This window comes from Streptacidiphilus jeojiense, from assembly GCF_000719095.1.
Classification (GTDB): Bacteria; Actinomycetota; Actinomycetes; order Streptomycetales; family Streptomycetaceae; genus Streptacidiphilus; species Streptacidiphilus jeojiensis.
In genome coordinates, this window is the sequence record NZ_JOEH01000009.1 from 15,496 (window position 1) to 38,503 (window position 23,008).

Annotated in this window: 18 protein-coding genes; 10 read left to right on the plus strand and 8 right to left on the minus strand. The window is 69.9% G+C overall.

What is annotated here, in order from left to right:
- Positions 1-62 precede the first annotated feature (62 nt).
- From IF29_RS0112640 to IF29_RS0112680, 9 genes are all read left to right on the plus strand, one after another.
- Complete coding sequence (locus IF29_RS0112640; protein WP_198037428.1) at positions 63-1,649, plus strand: hypothetical protein; 1,587 nt, start codon at positions 63-65, stop codon at positions 1,647-1,649.
- Between the two features lie 363 nt (positions 1,650-2,012).
- On the plus strand, positions 2,013-2,726 hold the full coding sequence (locus IF29_RS45940; RefSeq protein ID WP_030253492.1) for a hypothetical protein: 714 nt from the start codon (positions 2,013-2,015) through the stop codon (positions 2,724-2,726).
- Between the two features lie 212 nt (positions 2,727-2,938).
- The gene (locus tag IF29_RS0112650; RefSeq protein ID WP_157623708.1) at positions 2,939-3,910 is read left to right on the plus strand and encodes a hypothetical protein; all 972 of its coding nucleotides are present in this window, start codon (positions 2,939-2,941) and stop codon (positions 3,908-3,910) included.
- Entirely contained in the window at positions 3,907-4,764 is an 858-nt protein-coding gene (locus tag IF29_RS0112655; RefSeq protein ID WP_030253495.1) for a hypothetical protein, read from the plus strand. The genes IF29_RS0112650 and IF29_RS0112655 overlap by 4 nt, the downstream gene beginning before the upstream one ends.
- Positions 4,761-5,657 (plus strand): hypothetical protein, encoded by an 897-nt coding sequence (locus IF29_RS0112660; RefSeq protein WP_051725227.1) that lies wholly within the window; start codon positions 4,761-4,763, stop codon positions 5,655-5,657. Before IF29_RS0112655 ends, IF29_RS0112660 begins: the two co-directional genes overlap by 4 nt.
- Before the next feature lie 133 nt (positions 5,658-5,790).
- On the plus strand, positions 5,791-6,741 hold the full coding sequence (locus tag IF29_RS0112665) for an ABC transporter ATP-binding protein (protein ID WP_030253499.1): 951 nt from the start codon (positions 5,791-5,793) through the stop codon (positions 6,739-6,741).
- Complete coding sequence (locus tag IF29_RS0112670; RefSeq protein WP_051725229.1) at positions 6,734-7,642, plus strand: ABC transporter permease; 909 nt, start codon at positions 6,734-6,736, stop codon at positions 7,640-7,642. Before IF29_RS0112665 ends, IF29_RS0112670 begins: the two co-directional genes overlap by 8 nt.
- Positions 7,643-7,651: 9 nt before the next feature.
- Complete coding sequence (locus tag IF29_RS0112675; RefSeq protein ID WP_030253503.1) at positions 7,652-8,575, plus strand: ABC transporter ATP-binding protein; 924 nt, start codon at positions 7,652-7,654, stop codon at positions 8,573-8,575.
- A gap of 25 nt (positions 8,576-8,600) precedes the next feature.
- On the plus strand, positions 8,601-9,317 hold the full coding sequence (locus IF29_RS0112680) for an ABC transporter permease subunit (RefSeq protein ID WP_030253505.1): 717 nt from the start codon (positions 8,601-8,603) through the stop codon (positions 9,315-9,317).
- A 122-nt stretch (positions 9,318-9,439) separates the two neighbouring features.
- Here IF29_RS0112680 and IF29_RS0112685 read toward each other — a convergent pair whose 3' ends face one another.
- The 5 genes from IF29_RS0112685 to serS all read right to left on the minus strand — a co-directional run bounded on the left by IF29_RS0112685 (position 9,440) and on the right by serS (position 14,538).
- A complete protein-coding gene (locus tag IF29_RS0112685; RefSeq protein ID WP_037595093.1) occupies positions 9,440-10,690 on the minus strand; it encodes a CynX/NimT family MFS transporter in 1,251 nt (416 codons plus the stop codon).
- 32 nt (positions 10,691-10,722) lie between these two features.
- Positions 10,723-11,433, minus strand: coding sequence for a FadR/GntR family transcriptional regulator (locus IF29_RS0112690; RefSeq protein WP_030253509.1), 711 nt, complete (start codon positions 11,431-11,433; stop codon positions 10,723-10,725).
- Positions 11,434-11,524: 91 nt separating this feature from the next.
- Positions 11,525-12,262 carry an SDR family oxidoreductase gene (locus IF29_RS0112695; RefSeq protein WP_030253511.1) on the minus strand — a complete coding sequence of 246 codons (738 nt, stop codon included), beginning with the start codon at positions 12,260-12,262 and terminating at the stop codon, positions 11,525-11,527.
- Between the two features lie 165 nt (positions 12,263-12,427).
- A complete protein-coding gene (locus IF29_RS0112700) occupies positions 12,428-13,264 on the minus strand; it encodes an HAD family hydrolase (RefSeq protein ID WP_030253513.1) in 837 nt (278 codons plus the stop codon).
- The gene (gene serS, locus IF29_RS0112705; RefSeq protein WP_030253515.1) at positions 13,261-14,538 is read right to left on the minus strand and encodes a serine--tRNA ligase; all 1,278 of its coding nucleotides are present in this window, start codon (positions 14,536-14,538) and stop codon (positions 13,261-13,263) included. The genes IF29_RS0112700 and serS overlap by 4 nt, the downstream gene beginning before the upstream one ends.
- Before the next feature lie 238 nt (positions 14,539-14,776).
- On the opposite strand from serS, the gene IF29_RS41830 reads away from it, so the two are divergent.
- Positions 14,777-15,592 carry a polysaccharide deacetylase family protein gene (locus tag IF29_RS41830; RefSeq protein ID WP_030253516.1) on the plus strand — a complete coding sequence of 272 codons (816 nt, stop codon included), beginning with the start codon at positions 14,777-14,779 and terminating at the stop codon, positions 15,590-15,592.
- 504 nt (positions 15,593-16,096) lie between these two features.
- Here the strand turns inward: IF29_RS41830 and pheA are convergent.
- The 3 genes from pheA to IF29_RS0112725 all read right to left on the minus strand — a co-directional run bounded on the left by pheA (position 16,097) and on the right by IF29_RS0112725 (position 22,911).
- Entirely contained in the window at positions 16,097-17,029 is a 933-nt protein-coding gene (gene pheA / locus IF29_RS0112715) for a prephenate dehydratase (protein ID WP_030253518.1), read from the minus strand.
- 148 nt (positions 17,030-17,177) lie between these two features.
- A complete protein-coding gene (locus tag IF29_RS47520) occupies positions 17,178-20,042 on the minus strand; it encodes a hypothetical protein (RefSeq protein ID WP_030253520.1) in 2,865 nt (954 codons plus the stop codon).
- A 40-nt stretch (positions 20,043-20,082) separates the two neighbouring features.
- The gene (locus tag IF29_RS0112725; protein WP_030253523.1) at positions 20,083-22,911 is read right to left on the minus strand and encodes a PKD domain-containing protein; all 2,829 of its coding nucleotides are present in this window, start codon (positions 22,909-22,911) and stop codon (positions 20,083-20,085) included.
- Positions 22,912-23,008 lie beyond the last annotated feature (97 nt).

Below are 23,008 nucleotides of genomic sequence, written 5' to 3' on the forward strand. Positions count from 1 at the left end.
CTTGGGGGTACGGCGCGCACCGAGCGGGCCGTATCCGCCAGAGACGGACCCAGGGAGCGCGCATGGCCGGCACACGACGCAGGAGCCACGGCAGGGGATGGCGACGCGGGACCGTCGTGGTCCTCCTCGCGGCGGTGGCGACCGCCGTGGGGGTGTCCGTGCACGCGGCCACGGGGGGAGCGCCGCACGAACGCGCGGTGGGCAATGTGGCGGGAGTCGCCGAGGCGAGCCGCGCCGCCGCCGGGTCGGTGTCGTCGTCGCTCTCGTCGTCATCGTCGAAGACGCCGACCCCGCCGTCCAAGCGGCCCTCCAAGTCCGCCGCAGCCGTCGCGTCGGGCGCCGCCGCCTCGGCTGCCGCGTCCGCAGCCGCCGTCTCCGCCGCCACGCCGCTGGCCCAGCGGATCAGCAGCACGACGCTCACCCTCTCCAGTCCACTGCACTATCTGGAGCAGGGCTACAACGAGACGCCCCAGTGGACCCGGGTCGCCGTCGCCGCCGCGCCCGGCGGCAAGGTCCAGGTCGCCTGGCCGGCCGCGAACGGCATCCATGTCACCCCGCTCGGGACGAACCTGACCCGCAGCGGCGCGGACACCGTGGTCGCCGGGGCCCAGGAGGTCGGCGGGCTGGTGGCCCACGACGACGGCTTCGCGCTGCTCACCAGGGTCGCCGACAGCAACAAGTGGAACGAGACCGCCGCCGCGCTGATCCGCTACCGCAACGGCGCCCGGGCCTTCACCGACAAGCTGACCGGAACCGCCAGCGACGACACCGCACCGGTCCTCGACGGCCAACTCGCCTGGAACGGCACCGAGTACGGCGCCTACTTCGTGGTGCACGGCGCGGGCGGATTCGCGGACGGGCACTTCGGCGACAAACTGGTCTACACGGGCGCGACCGGAACCCGGCTGAGCGGCGGCTGGAGCTGGGGCTGCAGCCACAACGAGGGCATCGCCCTCTACCCGGAGAAGTCCGCCCCGTTCACCTCGGTCTGCCTGGACGACTGGCGCTCCGGACTGTTCGTCAGTACCGGAATCGGAGCCCCGGACATGGCACCGGTGCTGGGGCGGGAACAGTGCTGGGCGGGCTACTGCGGCGGGGCCTTCCCGGACGGAACCGGGGCGATCGTCAAGTCGGCGGCGGGCCGCTACGCCGTCGCCCTGGCCTCCCGCGGAGCCGCTTCGGCGGTGAAGAACGCCGCCGACACCAGCGGCCGCGGCTGGACGGTGACCCCGCGCTGGAACACCCACCAGGTCGCCGTGGACTTCCTCGGCAACTCCTCCACCCCCAGCGGGAAGACCGTCTACCTGACCGACGACCCGGGCACCGACCACGTCAACGTCCGCATCGCGCCGTACGGCGGGAGCCGACTGCTGGTCTCCTGGGAGTCGGTGACCGGGGCCAAATGCGCCAGCGGCACCTGCACCGGCAGCTTCGGCGGAACCCACCTGGAACTGATCGACTACACCGGCAAGGTGGTCACCCCCGCGGTGGTGGTCCCCGAGCACATCTCCGGAGACATCGCGGTGCTCCCGGACGGCGACCTCGCCTGGGCCTCGGTCAAGGCCGCGCCGAACTACTCGGCGGCATTGGGGACTTCCCCCAGCACCACGACGCTCTCCGTCTCCAGGATGCGGCTGGTCGGTGGTTGAGCGGGATCCCGCCGAATTCCGGCGGATTCGCATAAGGGGCGGAAGGGGTTATTCCACAACGCAATTCCCTTGGCGCAGCGGTATTGCGTATCGATCCTATAAACGAGTTGTGCGGTAGGTAAGGAGATGGACATCATTGCTGTTCGTGCCCCTGCCAATCCTCTCCTGGCGGTTGCGGCGCGTTCGGCCTCCCCAGGGTGGGAATGAGGCGAATCACCATTCTGTGGGGTTGTCGTGGGGGAAAGCGAAGACGTGTCCGGTGTGCCCCAGGGCGGCTACTATCCGCCCGTTCCGCCGCCACCGGTGGGATATGCGGCAGCCCCGGCCGAACCCCCGGCGCCTGGCTCGCGCAAGGGTCGACGGGTGGCCCTGGCCGTCACCTGCTGGCTGGTGATCGCAGCGGGTACGGCCACCGGCGTGGTGCTGGTGGGCGACGGCGGCGGTACCACGCAGGCCGCCGCGGCGGCACTGCCCAGCGCGAGCGCCTCGCCCTCGGCGGCGGCCAGCAGCTCGGCACCGGTGATCGCCCCCACGCCGACGGTCGCGCCCAGCCCCAGCTCCACCGTGAAGGGCACCGTCCAGGGCTCCACGCACAGCGGTGACCTGCGCTTCTTCCTGCTACCCGTGCCCTCGGACGCCGAGGCGTACGGCGACTCCGACGGCAACAAGATGACTGTCGCCGACATCGCCAAGACCCTGGGGAACCCCACCACCAGCAAGAAGATCCTCAACGAGTACGGCTGCTCCGGCGGCGCGTACCGCAGCTACCGCAGCAACGACGGCACGGTCACCGTCGACGTCCAACTGCTGCACTTCGACGGCTCCGGCCACGCCGGTGATTGGGCGTCAGGACTGACCTTCGGCAAGGGCAAGGAGTTCAGCGTCTCCGGGATCGACAACGGCAGGGGCATCGCCTTCGACCCGGCCACCGCCGACGGCGACGGCGAGTTGCTCGGGATCTCCCATGTCGGCGACGTCGAGTACGAGATCACCGTCTCCGGGACCGGGAAGCTGGCCCACTCGCTGCTGACCCCGCTGATGAAGCGCGAGGAGCAGCGGCTCAGCACCGGCCACTGAGGCGCAGGTGCGCTGCCGCGCCTTCCCGAACTCCCTTCCCAGACCGTCCCGTGGAGGACCGACCGTTGACCACCGAAGCCGCCGAGCCGGCAACCCCTGAACCAGAGGCTGTTCCCGAAGCGGCAACTGACGCACCCTCTGATGCTGTACCAGTAGCTGAGACTGAGCCGGAGCCCGAGGCCGGGCCCGAGCCCGAGCCCGAAGCCGAGGCCGTGCCGAAGGCAGAGCCCGAGCCGGCGCCCGAAGCCGAAGCCCAGGCCGAGCCCGAGCCCGAGCCCGAGCTGGCGCCCGAAGCCGAGGCTCAGGCCGAACCGGAGCCGAAGCCCGAAGCCAAGACCGTGTCCGAAGCTGAGCCCGCTGCCGGTGCCGCAACTGCGCCCGCAGCTGCTGCCGACGCCGTGGCGGAGCCGGCTCCCACCGTCGCGCCCGAAGCCGTCGCGCCTCAGGCGGTGGCGCCCCCCGCAGCCCGGAAGCCCCGACGCCGTGGGAAGACGGCGCTGATCATGGCGGTCGCCGTGGTCCTCGGAGTCCTGGGCGGCGCCGGCGTCGGCTACGCCGTGCAGCAGCACCGTGCCCCGACCCCGTTGCCCCCGCTCTCCGTCGCCCAGCCGTCCTACCCGGCCGCCCACTCCACCGCCGCAGCACTCACCGCGGCGCAGGACGACCTGGTCAGGACCGACGGCGACCTCACCAAGCTCCTGATTCCGGTCCCCAAGGGCGCCAAGAAGAACGCCGACGAGTCCGGCGACAACGGCTGGTTGGCCCTCGACAGTCTGGCGGAGACCTACACCAAGCCCGGTGTGGAGTTCACCTGGCAACTCGACCACGGCTTCCGCAGGGCTGCCGTGGTGGCCTGGGACCAGGGCGGTGTCAACTACCAGGTCAACCTGATCCAGTTCCAGCACACCGCCGAGGCGTCCACCGCACAGTTCCTCGTCGACCAGTCCGACTACCTGTTGACCGATGCCGGTGGGGCGAAGTACCGGACCGCCGTCCCGGGAACCGTCAACGGCGCCGTGTTCGCCGGCCACAAGCAGTTGCACGACGACGGCGGCACGTACTACCGGGGCGGGGGTCTCGCCGTCCACGGCGACATCGTCGTCGCCGTGTGGGTCGACTCCTCGCACCCGATCGACGGGAAGGCCCTGATGGCCGTCGTCCAGGACCAGTTGGAGCGACTGTGACCACCGAACTGCCCACCCCCGGGCTGCCGCAACCCGAACCGCAACCCGAACCGCAGCCGGCCGAAACATTCGGGACCGAACCACCCGCTGCCGAGCCGGCCGCAGGCCAGGACCCGGTGCGCCGTCCCGGCAGGCGCCGGGCGCTCGTGCTGGGCACCCTGCTGGTCCTGTCGGCCGTCGCGGTCGGCGGCGGTGTCGGCTTCGGCATCCTCCAGGCCGACAAGAAGCCGGACAAGCCCGTCGCGGCCGCCGGCGCGTCGCCCGCACCCTCGGCGTCGCCCTCCTACGGCGCCCACGCCGACGGCGACCACTTCGGTGCGCTGAGCGATCTGCTGCTGCCGCTGCCCGTCGGGTACAACCTCGGTCCGGACGACCCGGGAATCGGCAACGACACCACCCTGACCACGGCGCAGTACCGGGCGATCTTCGACGAGGACATCGCGTCCCTGTCCGACAGCGACCGGAAGAAGCTCGACGGCGGCTTCAACGCGAGCTTCGTCAAGGGCGACGCGGTACGCACCTACCAGTCGACGGGCAACATGGTCATCGAGGTGGAGCTGCGCCAGGAGAACCAGCAGGCCGCCTCCTACGGTGCTGCCTGGCTGAAGGAACTGGCCGACAGCACGCAGGCGTTCCGGGCGGGCCCTGCGGTGCCGGGCTTCCCCAAGGTGCACTGCTACCTTCCCCCGCTGGCCAGCGGCGACAAGCTCGACTACATGGACTGTGACGCCTCGGTGGGCGACATCTATGTCCGCCTGTCCGCCTACGGAGTCGCGCCGCTGGACTCCACCTCTGCCACGGATCTGCTCCGGCAGCAGCTCGAACGACTTGCGATCCCGGGAGCCCAGATATGAGCGAGCTGACGGAACCCACGCCGGCGCCCACGCCCACGCCCGCACCCGCACCCGCATCCACACCCGTACCCGTCCCCGCCCCACCGCAGTTCGACCCCAGCACCGTCTGGGCGGTGCCACCGCTGCTGTCCCCGGCTCCCCCGCGCAACCGCACCTGGCTGCGCACCGCGCTGCGCTGGACCACCGCCGTGGTGGTCTGCGCGGCCGTCGGCACCGGTGCCGCCTTCGCGGTGGCCGCCCCGCGCCGCACCGACATCCCCGGGCTGAAGACCCCGACCGACGGACGCTATGCCTTCCCCGCGCTGACGCTGCCCGCGCTCCCCTCCGGGGCGGTCGGTCCGGCCGAGCAGAAGACCTCCTCCGGAGTCGAGGAGACGCATGCGGCCGACCTCCGGCAGCTGCTGCTCCCGATGCCGGTGGGCGGACAGGCCGACGCGTCCTACCCGGGCCGTTCCGGCTGGTACTCCACGACCGCCTTCGCCCAGAAGTTCGTGGACGCGTCCGGCATGGCGAAGCACCTCCAGGACGACGGCGTCCGCCACATCGCCGCGACGGCCTGGACCGGCCCCGACGGCACCCGGACCGAGATCTACCTGCTGCAGTTCCGTTCCTCCTCCAGCGCCGGCGATCTCAACAGCCTGACCTGCGACACCTCACCGGCGGCGGCGCCGGACGCGCTGGTGGATCCGGAGTTCTCCGCACCGGACATCCCCACCGGCATCTTCCTCTCCGGTCGGGCCGGGGACGCTCAGGGCGGACATCCGGCCGCCCGGGTCACCTGCTTCGACCACGGGGAGGTCGCGGCCGTGGTGATGATGACCAACCCGTCGAAGGTCAACCCGGTCGTCGCCCAGCAGGTGGCCACGCTCCAGAGCGAGCTGCTGCTCGGCTGACCGCAGCCGTCGCGGGTGGGTCCCGGGGTGCGTCCCCTAGGGGACGCACCCGCACCGGTACGCCGGAAGAGTGGGGCAAGCCGCTGCCTCCGGACTGATGCGGTGCGGATCGCCGCCCCGATACGGTCCTCCTGTGTCTGTCATCATCACGGACAACCTCACCAAGAGGTTCCCCCGGGTCACCGCGCTGGATCGACTGACCGTCGATGTGCAGCCCGGAGTGGTCGGCCTGGTCGGAGCGAACGGCGCAGGCAAGTCCACACTCATCAAGATCCTGCTGGGGCTCGCCCCGGCCACCGAGGGCACGGCCCGGGTACTCGGGCTGGATGTCGCCACCGAGGGCGGTGCCATCCGGGAACGGGTCGGCTACATGCCCGAGCACGACTGCCTGCCACCGGACGTCTCGGCCACCGAGTTCGTCGTCCACATGGCGCGGATGTCCGGCCTGCCGGCCTCCGCCGCCCGTGAGCGGACCGCGGACACGCTGCGCCACGTCGGCCTCTACGAGGAGCGCTACCGCCCGATCGGCGGCTACTCCACCGGCATGAAGCAGCGGGTGAAGCTGGCCCAGGCGCTGGTGCACGACCCGCAGCTGGTGCTGCTGGACGAGCCCACCAACGGCCTCGACCCGGTCGGCCGGGACGACATGCTGGGCCTGATCCGGCGCGTCCACGCCGAGTTCGGGATCTCCGTGCTGGTCACCTCGCACCTGCTCGGAGAGCTGGAGCGGACCTGCGACCACGTGGTCGTCATCGACGGGGGCCGGCTGCTGCGCTCCTCCTCGACCGCCGACTTCACCCAGGTGACCCAGCTGCTCGCGGTCGAGGTGACGGACAAGCAGTCCGACCCGACCCTGGACACCGACAAGGCCCTGCTGGAGGCGCTCGCCGCAGCCGGGCTGACGGCCAAGGCCGACGGCGGCCGGGTGCTGCTGGTCGAGATCAAGGGCGAGGAGACCTACGACCTGGTCCGCGACGCCGTGGCCGACCTGGGCGTGGGCCTGGTGCGGATGGAACAGCGCCGGCACCACATCTCCGAGGTCTTCAGCTACGACCAGGCCGAGGAGGAGACCGCGCATGTCTGAGGCAACCACCCCGGCGCTGCCCGAACCACGGGCGGACGTCATCCATGACATCGGCTACCGCCACTACGACGGACCCCGCCTCGGCCGCTCCTACGCGACCCGCTCGCTCTTCACCCTGAGCCTGCGCGGCAGCTTCGGCCTCGGACGGTCCGTCAAGTCCAAGATCCTGCCGATGGCGCTGCTCGCGGTGATCTGCCTGCCCGCGCTGATCATCGTCGCGGTCAGCGTCTACACCAAGCTGTCGAAGTACCCCGAGACGGCCAGCTATCCGCACTACCTCTCGATCATGCAGTTCGTCATCGCGGTGTTCGTCGCGGCCCAGGCGCCGGTGGCGCTCTCCCGGGACCTGCGCTTCATGACCCTGCCGCTGTACTTCTCCCGCCCGCTGACCTCGCGGGACTACGTCCAGGCGAAGTTCGGCGCGATGGCCTCGGCCATCTTCGTGCTGACCGGCCTGCCGATGCTGATCATGTGGATCGGCTCGATGCTGGCCTCGATGGACTTCGGCTACAACCTGGAGCACTTCGCCTACGGGCTGGTCGCCGCAGCCTTCTACTCCCTGCTCTACGCCGGGATCGGACTGGTGATCTCCTCGGTGACGCCCCGTCGCGGCTTCGGGGTGGCCGCCATCATCGCGGTGCTGCTGATCTCCGAGGCGATCGCCGGGATCATCTACGCGGTGCTGCATGTGCACGGCCATGCGTCCGGGGCCGGCTGGGCACTGGTGATCAGCCCCAGCAGTCTGGTCGCCACGACCGTCGACTGGCTCTTCGGGCTCAGCAGCAGGGGCGACGGCCCGCACGTCCCCTCGGACCTCGGCGGCTTCGTCTTCCTCGCCGAGATCCTGGTCATCGCCGCCGCCTCGTTCTGGCTGCTGGTCCGTCGCTACCGGAAGATCTGAGAGGCCGCCATGACCACCATCAGCATCGACCAGGTCTCCCGCTGGTTCGGCAACGTCGTCGCGGTCAACGACGTCAGCATGACCATCGGACCCGGGGTCACCGGCCTGCTCGGCCCCAACGGCGCGGGCAAGTCCACCCTGATCCACATGATGAGCGGCTTCCTGCCGCCCTCCTCCGGATCGGTCACCCTCGACGGCGTCCAGGTGTGGAAGAACCAGCAGGCCTACCGGCAGATCGGACTGGTCCCCGAGCGGGAGGCCATGTACGACTTCCTGACCGGCCAGGAGTTCGTGCTCGCCAACGCCGAGCTGCACGGTCTGCCCGACCCCGGCGCGGCGGCCCAACGCGCCCTGGCCACCGTCGAGATGGAGTACGCGCAGGACCGCAAGGTCACCACCTACTCCAAGGGCATGCGGCAGCGCGTCAAGATGGCGTCCGCGCTGGTCCACGAGCCTGACGTGCTGCTGCTCGACGAGCCCTTCAACGGCATGGACCCGCGCCAGCGGATGCACCTGATGGAGCTGCTGCGGCGCTTCGGGGCCGACGGCCGCACGGTGCTCTTCTCCTCCCACATCCTGGAGGAGGTCGAGCAGCTGGCCCGCCACATCGAGGTCGTCGTCGCCGGACGGCACGCCGCCTCCGGCGACTTCCGCAAGATCCGCCGGCTGATGACCGACCGTCCGCACCGCTACCTGGTGCGCTCCAGCGACGACCGCAAGCTCGCGGCGGCGCTGATCGCGGACCCGTCCACGGCCGGCATCGAACTGGACTGGACCGAGAAGGCGCTGCGGATCCAGGCCATCGACTTCTACCGCTTCACGGAGCTGGTGCCCCGGGTCGCCAAGGAGGCAGGCATCCGCCTGCACACCGTCTCCCCAGCCGACGAGTCCCTGGAGAGCGTCTTCTCCTACCTCGTCACCTCCGCCCGATGAAGCCCGACAAGAAGGTGACCCGCCCGTGAACATCACCGTCGCCCGGCTGACCGTACGCGGCCTGCTAGGCCGCCGCCGCGGCCTGCTGCTGCTCGCGGTGCCCGCGCTGCTGCTGATCCTGTCGGTGGTGATCCGGGCCGCCGCCGGCCAGGACGAGTCCACCACCGTCAACATCCTGGGCACCCTGGCCCTGGGCACCCTGGTCCCGCTGCTCGGCCTGATCGCCGGGACCGGGGCGATCGGCCCGGAGATCGACGACGGCTCGATCATCTACCTGCTGGCCAAGCCGCTGCCCCGCTGGAAGATCATCACCACCAAGCTGGCGGTGGCCATCGGCTGCACCGTGGTCTTCGCGGCGGTCCCGACCTACATCGCCGGGGTCATCCTCTTCGGCAACTTCGAGAACCTGGCGCTGGCCTACGGCGTCGGAGCGCTCATCGCCGGGGTCGCCTACAGCTCCATCTTCCTGCTCTTCGGCGTGATCACGCGGCACGCGGTGGTGGTCGGCCTGATGTACTCGCTGCTCTGGGAGAGCATCGTCGGCAACTTCGTCTCCGGGGCGAAGACACTGAGCGTCCAGCAGTGGGCCCTCTCGGTGGCCCGCAAGATCGCCGACCCGGGCGTGGTCAGCTCCTCGGTGCACCTGCCCACGGCGATTCCGCTGCTCATCGTGGTGACGCTCGGTGCAACTGCCTTTGCAGCCGTCCGATTGAGCAGGTTGACGCTGGCGTCGGAGGAATAGGCTCTACCGCCGTTTCGCGCACGCAGTTGAACAAGCAGAGCCCCGCGCCCCTAAAAAGGACTTTGCAACGGACCGTCAGTTGCAATCACCTCAGGGGCGCGGGGAACTGCGCGACAAGCCAGCTACGGCCTGAGCGTGTGAGCCCGTCCCGCACCCAACCCCGCCGTAAGCGCCACCCCGCAGCACCCCAGCAGCAGCACCAAGGGAAGAGTCCACCCCCCGGTCAGCTGATGAAGGGCCCCGAACCCCACAGGCCCGGCCGCCGCGATGAAGTACCCCACCATCTGCGACATCCCCGAGAGCTGCGAAGCCACCGCCGCACCCCCCGAGCGCAGCACGATCAGTGCCATCGCCAGGCCGAAACCGCCCCCCTGCGCGATACCGAGCAGCACCGCCCAGAGCCATGCGCCGCCCACCGGCGCCAGCACCAGGCCGAGGATGCCGCCGACGTTGCAGGACACCATCAGCGCCACCAGCACCCGCTGACTGTGCATCCGTCCGGCCAGCGTCGGCACGACGAACGCCCCGCCGACCTGGACCAGGTTGCAGAAGGCGAAGACCGCCCCGGCCGTGCCGCGGTCCATGCCCTGGTCGGTGAGGATCGTCGGCATCCAGGCGATCAGGGTGTAGGAGAGCAGCGACATCACGCCCATGTAGACGGCGAGCTGCCAGGCCAGCGGATGCCTCCACAGCCCGGCCACCCGCTCCCCGACCGGCTGGGCCACCCGCCCGGCCGACCCCGCCGGACGGCGGACCTGCGGGAGCCACACCGCTGCGGCGAACAGCGCCAGCACCGACCAGGACGCCATCGACCCCTGCCAGCCGCCGAAGGCGTGTTCCATCGGGACGGACAGCGCCGCGGCCAGCGTCGCGCCGACGATCATCGAGGTCGTGTAGACGCCGGTCATGGTCGCCGCACGGTCCGGGAAGTCCCGCTTCACCAGGCCGGGCATGGTCACGTTGAGCAGCGCGATGGCCGCGCCGATGACCACGCTGCCGGCGAACAGCGCCCAGGTGCCGGAGACCACCCGCAGCCCGATCCCCGCCGCGAGCAGCGCCAGCGCGCCGAGCACCACCCGTTCGGGGCCGAGGCGGCGCACCAGCCGGGGGACGAACGGCGCGGTGAGGCCCATCAGCAGCACCGGCAGGGTGGTCAGCAGCCCGCCCGCCGTCGCGGAGAGTCCGTAGCCGTTGCTGACATCGGTGAGCAGCGGCGACACCGCCGACAGCGCGGCGCGCATGTTCAGCGAGACCAGCAGGATCCCTACCAGCGCCGTCGCCGGGTGGACGGCGATCCTGGCCGCCCGGGAGGGTACGGGGGTGTACGGCGTCCCTACGGAGGGGGTCGGGGCGTCGAGGGTGGTGCGCGGCATGGCGTTCTTTCCGGAGTTGCAGGTGGGGTGGATCAGTTGTCACCGAGCAGGCGGCCCACGGCCGCCGTCGGCTCGGCCAGCAGCAGTCGGCAGGCGGCCTCGGCCGCGTCCGGGTCGCCGGACTCGACCGCGTCGATCAGCGCGCGGTGCGAGGCCAGGTCGACCTCGGGCATGTCCTGGTCCCCGGAGGAGGAGCGCATGGACTCCCGGACCGAGGCGCTGAAGTAGCGGTAGACCTCGGTCAGCGCCGGGTTGTGCGCGGACTCGACCAGGGCGGTGTGGAACTCCAGGTCGTGCTCGACGGTGGCCTCGCGGCCGCCCCGCTCCGGTTCGTCGCGCAGGATGGTCTCCTCCGCGTCCAGCGCGGCCCGCATCCGGGCCAGGTCCTCCCGGGTGTGCCGGAGCGCGGCGAAACGCGCGGCCTCGGTCTCCAGCGCGCCGCGGACCTCCAGCACGTCCCGCACCCCGGCCCGCTGCACCCCGTGCAGCACGGCGGCCGGGTCGCTGCTGCTGCGGACGAAGGTGCCCTCGCCCTGCCGCGACTGCAGCATCCCGGAGTGCACCAGCACCCGCACCGCCTCGCGCACGGTGTTGCGGCCGACCTGGAGCAGCGCGGCCAGCTCGTGCTCGGTCGGGATACGGTCGCCGACCTGCCAGGCGCCGCCGCTGATCTGGGCCCGGAGCTGTTCGATGGCGGAGTCGACCAGGGAGGTGCGGCCGGCGGCGTGCAGGTTGCTGCTCATCGGTACGAGGTCCTCCGGTCGTCCTACATCCTCTTGCCCAGTCATCCTACAACTGGAACTCGACCGGTCCGGCCACCGGGTGGGCCGACTCTCAGCCCCGGCCGAGCAACGGCATCGCGCTGGCCATCACCGTCACGAACGGGATGTTGGCGGCCAGCGGCAGCGAGGCCATGTGCAGCACGGTGCGGGCGACGTCGGCCACGTCCATCGTCGGCTCGACCGCGGTGCGGCCGTCGGCCTGGAGGGTGCCGGTGCTCATCCGCTCGGTCATCTCGGTGGCGGCGTTGCCGATGTCGATCTGCCCGCAGGCGATGTTGTGCCGGCGTCCGTCCAGGGCGAGGGACTTGGTCAGGCCGGTGATGGCGTGCTTGGTCGCGGTGTAGGCGACGCTGTTGGGACGGGGCGCCTGCGCGGAGACCGAGCCGTTGTTGATGATGCGGCCGCCCTGCGGGTCCTGGGCCATCATCAGCCGGTAGGCGCCCTGGGCGCACAGGAACGAGCCGGTGAGGTTGGTGTCCACCACCCGGCGCCACTGCTCGTGCTCCAGCTCCTCCGGCGGGGCGGACAGCGCGGCGACTCCGGCGTTGTTGAACAGCAGGTCCAGGCGTCCGAACCGGTCCTTCACCGCGGTGAACAGGGCGTCGACGGAGCCGGGATCGGTGACGTCGGTCGGCACGACCAGCACGTCGTCGCCTGCGGCGGTCTCCCGCAACGGCGCCTCACGCCGTCCGGCGAGGGCCACCGCCCACCCTGCTCCGAGCAGGGCGCGCGCCGTCGCCCGACCGATGCCCGAGCCCGCTCCGGTCACCACTGCGACCCGTGTGTCCATGGCGGCACCCTAACGCGGTGGGTGGTCACCGTGGTTGGAGGGCTCTACGGCCGTAGCTGGCTTGTCGCGCAGTTCCCCGCGCCCCTGAGGTTCTGCAACTGGCTCAGTTGCAATCAGCCAGGGGCGCGGGGAACTGCGCGACAAGCCACCCACCAGCGGAGAGGTTCACGCAGTGGGGAACAACAGCTCCAGCACCACGGCCACCCCGTCCGCATCGTTGCTCGACGTGACCTCGTCCGCCGCCGCGACCAACGCGGGGTGCGCATTGGCCATGGCCACCCCGTGCGCCGCCCAGGCGAACATCGGCAGGTCGTTGGGCATGTCGCCGAAGGCTAGTGCGCGGTCCCGCTTCACGCCCAGCCGGGCCGCCGCCAGGGCCAGCCCGGTCGCCTTGGACAGGCCCAGCGGCAGCACCTCGACGAACCCGGGACCGGCCATCACCACATCCACCAGCTGCCCGCCGACCTCCCGCACGATCTGCGTGAGCTCGTCGTCGGTCAGCGTCGGGTGCTGCAGGAAGAGCCGGGTGATCGGCTCGGCCCAGAACTCCGCGGGGTCCGTGACCGCGCGGAGCTCCTCCTCGCCTTCGCCGTCGCCGGGCATCCGGTAGCCCTCGCCGACCAGGATCTCGCCGTCCAGCCCTTCGCGGCCCACCGCGAGGAACACCGGGCCGGCCTCCGCCTCGATCTTGGCGAGGGCCACCTGGGCCAGCTTGCGGTCCAGGGTGATCGAGGTGAGCAGCCGGTGCGCGCCCGCGTCGTAGACCTGGCCGCCCTGGCTGCAGACGGCCAGGCCGGTGTAGCCGATGGCGTCCAGCGTCGGCCGGGTCCACGAGGCGGAGCGGCCGGTCACCACGATGTGCTGGGCCCCGGCGGCGGCAGCCGCCGCGAGTGCCCGCCGGGTGCGCTCCGACACGGTGTGGTCGGAGCGCAGCAGCGTGCCGTCGAGGTCCGTCGCGATCAGGTCGTACGGGCGGGAGGGTTTCCCGCTGGTGCCGCTCACTTGCCGACCGGCTCCAGGACGGAGCGTCCGCCGAGGTAGGGCCGGAGCGCCTCCGGGACCACCACCGAGCCGTCCGCCTGCTGGTGCGTCTCCAGGATCGCGACGATGGTGCGCGGCACCGCGCACAGCGTCCCGTTCAGCGTCGCCAGCGGACGGTTGCCGCCCTCGCCGCGCATCCGGATGTCCAGCCGGCGCGACTGGTACTCGGTGCAGTTGGAGGTGGAGGTGAGCTCGCGGTACTTGCCCTGGGTGGGGATCCAGGCCTCGATGTCGAACTTGCGGGTCGCCGAGGAGCCCAGGTCGCCCGAGGCCACGTCGATGACCCGGTAGGCCAGGCCCAGCTTGTCGAGGAACTGCTTCTCCCACTCCAGCAGGCGCTGGTGCTCGGCCTCGGCCTCCTCGGGGGAGGTGTAGACGAACATCTCGACCTTGTCGAACTGGTGCACCCGGATGATGCCGCGGGTGTCCTTGCCGTAGGTCCCGGCCTCGCGGCGGAAGCAGGGCGAGAAGCCGGCGTAGCGCAGCGGCAGCCGGTCCGCGTCGATGATCTCGTCCATGTGGTAGCCGGCCAGCGGCACCTCGGAGGTGCCGACCAGGTAGAAGTCGTCCTCCTCCAGCCGGAAGACGTTCTCGGCGGCCTGGCCGAGGAAGCCGGTGCCCTCCATGGCCCGCGGCTTGACCAGGGCGGGGGTCAGCATCGGGATGAAGCCGGCCTCGACCGCCTGGGCGATGGCCATGTTGACCAGGGCCAGCTCCAGCAGCGCGCCGATGCCGGTCAGGTAGTAGAAGCGCGAGCCCGACACCTTGGCGGCTCGCTCGATGTCGATGGCGCCGAGGATCCGCCCCAGCTCCACGTGGTCGCGGGGCTCGAAGCCCTCCGCGGCGAAGTCGCGGGGGAGGCCGACCTCCTCCAGGGTGACGAAGTCCTCCTCGCCGCCGATCGGGGCGTCGGGGTGCAGCAGGTTGGCGAACTGCCCCTGCAGCCGCTTGACCTCGTCGTCCGCCTCGGACTGCTCGGCGTTGGCGGCCTTCGCCTCGGCGGCGAGGGCGGAGGCCTGCTTGAGCAGGCCGGCCTTCTCCTCGCCCTGGGCGCTGCGGATCTGGTTGCCGATCAGCTTCTGGGCGTTGCGCAGTTCGTCGAAGCGGGAACCGGAGGACCTGCGCCGCTCATCAGCACTGAGGAGGGCGTCGACAAGGGCGACGTCCTCTCCTCGGGCACGCTGCGAGGCGCGCACACGGTCAGGGTCCTCACGGAGCAGGCGAAGGTCAATCACGGGGACGAGCCTACCGGTCCCGGGCTGCCGCCTGCCGCTCCTTATGCTGCGCAGGGTCCGTGCCACTGCCGGGCCACTGCCGGGCCACTGCCGGTGACCGCCGATGGTCTGCTGTGCGGTGGTTTGTCACACATTTGTCCCTGTCCGCCACCAGGACGGTACAGCGGCTCCACAGCCGCCCGACGGCCTGCAAGGGTGGGGACCGGCAGCAGAACGACTTCGGGGGGACCCCATGGGCATGCGTACGAACATCCGAATAGCGCTGGCGGGTGCGGCGGTCGCGGCGCTGGCCGTGACGCTGACGGGATGCGGGTCCGGCGGACGGGTCCAGGCCGGCAAGCCCTCGGCGGGATCCTCCGGGGCCTCCGGCGGCGCCGTGCAGCCCTCCGGTTCGCCGACCGCGAAGAGCACCTCCGGCGACAACGTCCCGCCCGGCGGGACGGCGGCGGTCAACCCGCTGATCGAGTACACCACCGGGGCCAAGGGCCATGTGGTGGCGCTCACCTTCGACGACGGTCCCAGCGCGGTGTGGACGCCGAGGATCCTGGCGGTGCTGGCCCAGTACCACGCCCATGCGACCTTCTGTGAGATAGGCCCCAACGCCAAGGCCTCCCCGGCGACGGTCAAGGCGATCAGGGCGGCCGGCGACCGGCTCTGCGACCACTCGGTGTCGCACAACGAGGCCATGAGCAAGTGGACCGCGCAGCGGCAGACCTACGAGATCGCCGGCGCCAAGACGATGATCGAGAACGCGGGCGGTCCGGGAACCCAGGTCGACTGGTTCCGTGCGCCCGGCGGTGACTTCTCCCCGCTGAACCGGCACATCTCCGCGCAGAACGGATTGCGTCCGCTGGGCTGGACCGTGGACAGCCAGGACTGGATGCGACCGGGCGTTCCCCGGATCCTCTCCAATATCCACAAGGAATTGGTGCCGGGGGCGATCATCCTGATGCACGACGGGGGCGGGGACCGCTCGCAGACGGTGGCGGCACTGAAGCAACTGCTGCCGGAGCTCGTCAGCAAGGGCTACTCTTTCGAATTCCCCGTCAAATGATCACAGACTGACACTCTCTGTCCTACTATGACTGCAATGAGTGAGTCTGTGACAATGGGGCCGCCTGGGGATAACCCGCTCCGCCCTGTGGATATCTCGATGACTCCCGAGGATTCATGGATTTGTCCACAGTTGGCGAAGCCGGCCTGTGGATCGCCGAGGGGGCTCGGGATGGTACTCCGGACCACCTTGATGGGCGGCTAAACCTCGGCTTTGGTGGCGTGGGTGTGATTTTTGGCGAACCTCGGGCGGCGAAAAGGGAAACAGGCCGCCCGTATGCCGAAATGTCCGACCTGACCGAAGGGCTCGATCCAAGGCCGCCGCAGAGGGATTTGTCGATTCATCCCCAGCCTGTGGATAACTCACCCTCCATCCACACCCGGCCTGGCCTGGGGAAAACTCGCACCCGTGGATGAAGGGTCGTCAACGCGGTCGCAAAAAAGGTGATCCAAAGCGATCCAACATGATCACCGGGGCTGCGCGGACAGGAACGCAGGCGGCCTGCTACTTCTCTCCGCGCCCGTCCAGGCAGCGGGAGAGCCAGTCGGCGGCCCGGCTGAACTCCTCGTCCGAGGTACCCCGGCGGACCTGCGGCGCGACCTCGTCGGCCCGGGGATAGGACCCGAGGAAGCGCACCTGCGGGCAGATCCGGTGCAGGCCCATCAGCGCCTCGCTGACCCTGCGGTCGGTGATGTGCCCCTCGGCGTCCACCGAGAAGCAGTACTGGCCCAGGCCCTCACCGGTCGGCCGGGACTCGATCCGCATCAGGTTGACCCCGCGCACCGCCCACTCCTGCAGCAGCTCCAGCAGCGCGCCGGGGTGGTCGTCGGCGAGCCAGAACACCGCCGAGGTCTTGTCGGCGCCGGTGGGCGCCGCGGTCCGACCGGGGCGGCCGACCAGGACGAAGCGGGTGGTCGCGCTGGACGCGTCGTGGATGTCGGTGGCCAGCGGCTCCAGCCCGTACAGCGGCGCCGCGAACTCGCCCGCGAAGGCCCCGTCGAAGCGCCCCTCCTGCACCAGCCGGGCGGCGTCCGCGTTGGAGGCCGCCGACTCCCAGTGCGCGGTCGGCAGGTGCTCCGCCAGCCAGCGGCGCACCTGCGGCTGGGCCACCGGGTGCCCGCTCACCGTCTTCACGTCCGCGAGCGCCGTCCCGGGCCGCACCAGCAGTGCGAACGCGATCGGCAGCAGCACCTCGCGGTAGATCATCAGCGGCCGGCCGGTGGCCAGCTCGTCCAGGGTGGCGGTGACCCCGCCCTCCACCGAGTTCTCGATCGGCACCAGCGCCGCCGCGGCCTCCCCGTTCCGCACCGCGTCCAGCGCCGCCGGCACCGACACCGAGGGCACCAGCTCCCGCGTCGCCGCTTCGGGCAGCGTGCGCAGCGCGGCCTCGGTGAAGGTGCCCTCGGGACCGAGGTAGGTGTAGCGGGTCGCGGACAACCGGGGCCTCCGTAGGACGGGCTGCCGACCATCGGCCGACGACAGTGGACCACAGCAACGGTAACCACTGCCGCCCCGCGGCGTCCCGAGGTCTCATCCTATGGTCGCTGCTGCTGCGATGCGTGGCAATCCTCCAGGTCGAGGGCTTCTACGGTGCGTAGTAGCCCTGGACGTCGGCTACTACGTCAATGCTGCCGGTGTAGTTGTAGATGAGGACGGTGCCGTCTGCGCGAATGGGGACAGTGACGAGGACGGGGCGGGTCTGGCCCGGGACCAGGTTGATGTTGGACGTCTTCGGGACTGTTCCGCTGCTGTACGCCGTGAGGTAGGTGGCGGCGGTTGAGCCCGTGCCGGTCAGGTTGAGGGTGACCGCGGTGGCACCGGTAGGGATGCCATGGGTGCCGCTGACGTTGATCTGCAGGGTCGAGTTCGGGCCCAAACGCTTCTTCGCGGTACCGAGTCCGGAGCGGGTGTCCACCAGGCGGGCGGGAGCGAGCGGAACATAGAAGGTCCCCCTGGCCTCGTTCGTGAAAACACCGAGGACATCCGCAATGATCGCGGTCTGACCGGCCCGGTTATAGAACTTGATCTTATGGGAGCTGTCCACCGGGACGATCACCAGATTGGAGGTGGTCTGGCCGACGCTGAAATTGAGATTGGACGTGGTCGGCAATGTTCCGTCGCCGGCGTAGGCGGCGATCCAACTGCGGGCACTCGGCTGAGTGGCGGTCACATCGACCATGACGGCGGTGGTGCCGCTGTCTACCAGGGAGGACGGCAGAGGCACCGAGATGGTGCTGCCCGGGCCTACGGGCTTGGCAGCCACGCCTATGCCGTGACGGGTGTCGAGGATCCGGGTGGGGGTGTTCGGCAGGAACGTACTGGCATGCCCGTCGTTGGACGGGGTGATGTCGTACTCCCCCTGGATGTCGGCGATGAGGTCGACGTAGCCACTCGCGTTGTAGAGGTCGACACAGCCATCGGCGCCCACAGGGACCGTAACCAGGTTGGGATTGCTCTGTCCGGCCTGGAAGTTGAGATTGGAAGCGGTGGGACGTGCGGAGCCGTCCGGATAGGCGGTCACCCAACTGGCGGCGGTGGCATCGGCATCGGTCACGTTCAAGGTGACTGCGGTCGGTGCAGTGCCGGTGTCTGCTGACGTCCCGGTGATCCTCAGCTTCAGGACGCCTCCTGGACCGACCTTGCGCTTCGCCGCTCCGAGTCCGGACCGAGTGTCGAGGATCCGCTCAGGACTGCTGTAGGCCTCGTATGCGGTGCCGGCGACCCCCTGGACGGTGTTGGACACTGAGTGCCCGGCGGCATCGATCACCGTCTGTACGGCGGTGTGAACGCCGGGGTCGGCGTACCCGTGCCGGATGATCTCGCTATTCCCCGGGGTGAGATTCTCGGGTGCGGAGACCGTGGGAGCGGAGCCGTCGCCCCAGTCCGTGGAGATCTTTGTGATCTTGTAGGGGTCGTTCGACTGGTCGTAGAGCGTGACCACCCCGGCTTCCTCCGGATGGGCCAGAGTCGACTGCCACGCCTCGGCTACCAGTGGGCCGTCCTTCAGCACGCTGAGCCGCTGGGAGAAGGTGGTCGACGTACCCGAGTCCCGTTGGACGGTGACCCTTACGGTGAAGACGCCGCTGTCGTCGGAAGGGGGCCCGGTGTACGTGTGCTGCTGGGGACTGGGGTCCCTAGTGACTGTCGGCCTCGTGCCGTCACCGTAGTCGTAGCTGTAGGTGGCACCTTCCGACCAGGGATTGTTGACCGAGGTGGTCGTGGTGACGGCCAGCGGATAGGTCTGGTCGCCGAGGCCGGTCGTGGTCGTGGTGGCGGAGGCTGAGAAGCGGTCCTGGTATTCCATGCCGCCCCGGTCGACGTAGCCGTTGCCCGTGCCGGTGTTCGCCACCAGGAGGTCGTCGACTCGGGGCTGCCCGCGGTAGTCGGTGCTGGACTCCCCGGGGGCGTCGGCGTCCCCCGAATCGATGACGGGCGACCCTTCCACGGGGGTGGCGGACAGACCCGGTGGGTTGTCCACATCATGCAGGCCCTGGCCGGTAGCGGCATGAAAGGCCGAGGTGGACGTGTAAACAGTGGCGCCCCAGGAGTACTCCGCCCCGTTATTGAAGGGGGTGACCACGTTGTAGTCGGCGCTGACGCCGCCTGACGCCTCGGCCGAGACATAGACGGCGACGTTGCCGACCGTGCCGGTTCGAAAGTCGGGGACTACCACCGTGTTCTCGACCGAACCGGTGGACGTTCCGGTGATCCGGACTCCACCGCCGACGTTCAGGATGGTGACGCCCGCGACTTCGAGGTCGTCGACGCTGTCCGCGTTGACGGCGGAGCCGACCGAGACAAGCGCGTCGCTGGCCAGGACGATATGAGCGGCCCCAGCCTTGGCGGCGATCGCGCTCCCTGCACTTCCCTGGTTCTGGGAGTGGCTGATCACCACATCGGACGACGTGCCGTCGATGTCGACACCGTCCGCGGGAGAGGCGACGGGCGTGAGAGGGGAATCGGAGCCGATCACGTCGACGTGATCGAGTTCTATGTGCTGAGAGTTGATGGATCTGACCGCCGTCTCCGTGTGCGACTCCAGCCGCAGGTTGCTCAACGAGACATACTGCGCGTTCTCGATGGAGACCAGGGCTTGACCTGTGTTCGGGGCCGAGGGCGCGGCAATGGCGGTGAAGTCGGGCGAAGAGCCAGAGCCGACGAAGGAGACGGGTGCGTCCGGCGTACCTGATCGGCTGATGACTATGGGTGCCGTCGGCTGAGCCGAGCTCAGAATGTGTACGGTCTGCCCAGGGTCCACCACGTCGGCGGCCTCCTGGACGGAGCAGAACGGAATCGCCTGTGTGCCAGGGCCGGTCTGGTTGCAGGTACTGGAACTGCTGTTGACGTATAGGTCCGTGACCGGTGCCTCGGCGTGGGCCGTGGCTGTGCCGAGGCCGCTGAGTAGGAGGGCGGCACTGGTGATGGCTATTACGGCGCGGGTGCGCGGCATGTGGGAGGCTTCCTCTGGGCTTTTCGGTACGGCCGGGCGGCTAGGGAAGGGGCGCGACGGGCGCGTAGTAGCCCTCGAGGTCGGCTACGACGTCGACGGTGCCGTTGTAGTTGTAGACGGTGATGTAGCCGCTGCTGTCGACGGGGACGGTGGCCAGGATTGGCCGAGTTTGGCCGGGGGCGAGGTTGATGTTGGACGCGGTGGGGCGGGTGCCGCCGCTGTAGGCGGTGAGGTAGGTGCCCTTGTCGCTGCCGATACCGGTCAGGTTGAGGGTGACCGCGGTGGCACCGACGGGGACGCCGTGGGTGCCGGTGACCTTGATGCGCAGGGTGGAGTTGGGGCCCAGACGCCGCTTGGGCGCCCCGGTCCCGTTACGGGTGTCGACGAGCCGGCTCGGAGCGAGCGGGAGATAGCCGGTGGCCGGTTGCCCGCCGTAGGAGAAGTAGTACCCCTGTACGTCGACGATCAGGCTCACACTGCCTGCGTGGTTGCAGAACTGAGCGCCGTCGGAGACCGGGACGACGACGAGGTTGGAGGTGGTCTGTCCGGCCTGGAAGTTCAGGTTCGAGGCGATGGACTGGACCGATCCCCCGCGGTAGACACCGATCCAGCCGCCTGAACTCGCCCCTGTCGCGGTGACGTTGAGTACTGCCGCCGCCACCGCGCCGTTGCCGGGCAGCACGGCGGGAAAGCTGTGGGTGAGGCACTGTCCGGGCTGCAACGGCGCCTTCTGTCCACCGGTGCCGATCCGGGTGTCGACGACCCGGGTGGGCGTCGTCGGCAGGTAGTACGTAGCGGACGGATCCCAGGCGTTGACGGGGGAGGTGCGGAAGTACCCCTGGATGTCGGCGACGAGGTCGACACTGCCGCTGGCGTTGTAGAGGTCGACGTAGCCGTCGTTGCTGACCGGGACCGTCACCAGGTTGGGGTTGACCTGCCCGGCCCGGAAGTTGAGGTTGGAGGTGCCGGGGCGGGCCGAGCCGTCCGGGTAAGCGGTGATCACGCCGTCGGTGGAGGCGTTGACATCGGTCACATTCATCGTGACCGCCGCTACTCCCTTGGCGGGGATGCCCTGCGCGCCTGCGACCTTGATCTTCACGATGCCGCCTGGGCCGATCTTCGCCTTGCGTCCCCCGGTGCCGATACGGGTGTCCAAGACCCGCGGCGGGTACACCAGCGGAGTGAAGGACGTGCCCAGCGTCACCTGCTGGGTGGCCGTCGCGGACCGGCCGCCGGCGTCGGTGGCGGTGTCCGTGACCGTGTAGGTCCCCGGGCCGGGGAAGGTGTGCTGCAGCTGCGGCTTGGGTCCGTCGGCGTGCACCACGGGTGAGCCGTCACCGAAGTCGACCGTGTGGCCGGTCACCGCCCAGGGGGAAATGGCGGAGAGGGTTGCCCCGACGGAGCTCGGACTGGTGGACGACGTGCTGAAGCCCAGGTGCGGGACCAGCGGCCCGGGGCTGCCGACCTTGATGGTTCCCGTTCCCTTGCCCGACACCCCGTCCGCCCCGTGCACGGTGACGGTCACCGTGTAGGTGCCCCCGGCGGCCAACGCGGGGTTCTGGAACGTGTGGCTGATGCTCGGTACCGTCGAGTCCTGGGTCGGGGTGCCGTCGCCGAAGTCGAAGGTGTAGCCGGTGACCGGAGTCGACCACGTGTTCTGGACAGCGGCGGTCACGGTCACCGGCAGGGGCGCCGGTCCCTGGGTCGGCGCCATCGTCACGGCCGAGACGGTGAGCGGGTCCTGGAACTCGGAGTCGCCGCGGTCGGTCGTACCTGCGCCGGTCCCGGTGTTGGGCACGAGCGGGTCGTCGACACGGGCACGACCGCCGACGTCGGTCGCGGACTCGCCCGGGGCGTCGGCGTCGCCGGAGTCGATCAGCGGGGACCCGTCGGCGACAGCGGGGAACGGGGCATCAAGCGCCAGGGTGTCCAGATCGTGTCGCCCCTGGCCGGTGGCCGCGTAGAACTCCGCGCTCGACGTGAACCGCTGTCCGCCCCAGTTGTAGGCGGAGCGGTAGGTGTCGGTGCTCGGGTCCGCTGTGACGGCGTTGTAGTCCGCCGTGACGAAGGCCGCCGAGTCGGCCGAAACGACGATCTGTGTATGGGACAGCGGCGAGATCGCGGTGTTCTCGACGGATCCGGATGAGCTTCCGGTGATGCTGAGACCCGTCCCGTTCTGCACTTCCACGCTGACGCCTGCGACACGCAGATCGGTCGTGCCCTCGGCGTCGAGACCTATGTCGTTCGCCTGTGCGACAGTGAGCCAGGAACTGGCCACGGTGACGTGGGACGCACCGGCGGCCACCTTGACTGCAGTGCCGAGGTAGGCGAGGAAGCTGCTGGCTGTCACGTTCACATCGGACGAACTGCCATCGATGTCGAGACCGTCCCTGGTCCCTGAGCCCGCGCTCATCAGCGTCGACCGACTCAGGTTGATGTGCTGTGCGTTGACCAGAGCGACGGAGGCTGCGCCGCCGGTCGCATGCGTCCGCAGACTGTCGAGGTTGACGTACTGGGCGTTCCTGATGGTCAGCAGAGCGCCGTCAATACCGGGGACGCTTTGGTTCGTGAGCACTCCGGAGAAGGTGATCGGTGCCGCTGCCGTCCCCGACCGACTGATGACAACCGGCCCAGAGGCGGTTGCGTTGCGAAGCATGACGGTCTGTCCGGGTTCCACTGTGTCGGCGGCCGCTTGCGCTGTGCAGAAGGGGGCAGCGTCACTGCCCGGCCCGGTGTCGCTGCAGGCGGTGGACGTCCGGTCGACATACAGCGTCGTCGGGGTGTCGGCGCGGGCGGCGGCGGTGCCGAGGGCGGTGAGGAGCAGGGTGGTGACGGCGGTGGCTGCGGTCAGTGCGCGTCTGCGCGGCATGCGGATGTCCCCCCGGGCCGGGGGAGCGCGTGTGGGCGCGCTGCTGACTCCGGCCGGTGCTTCGTGTGAGGTCTGTGTGGGGGCTGAGCGTAGCGCG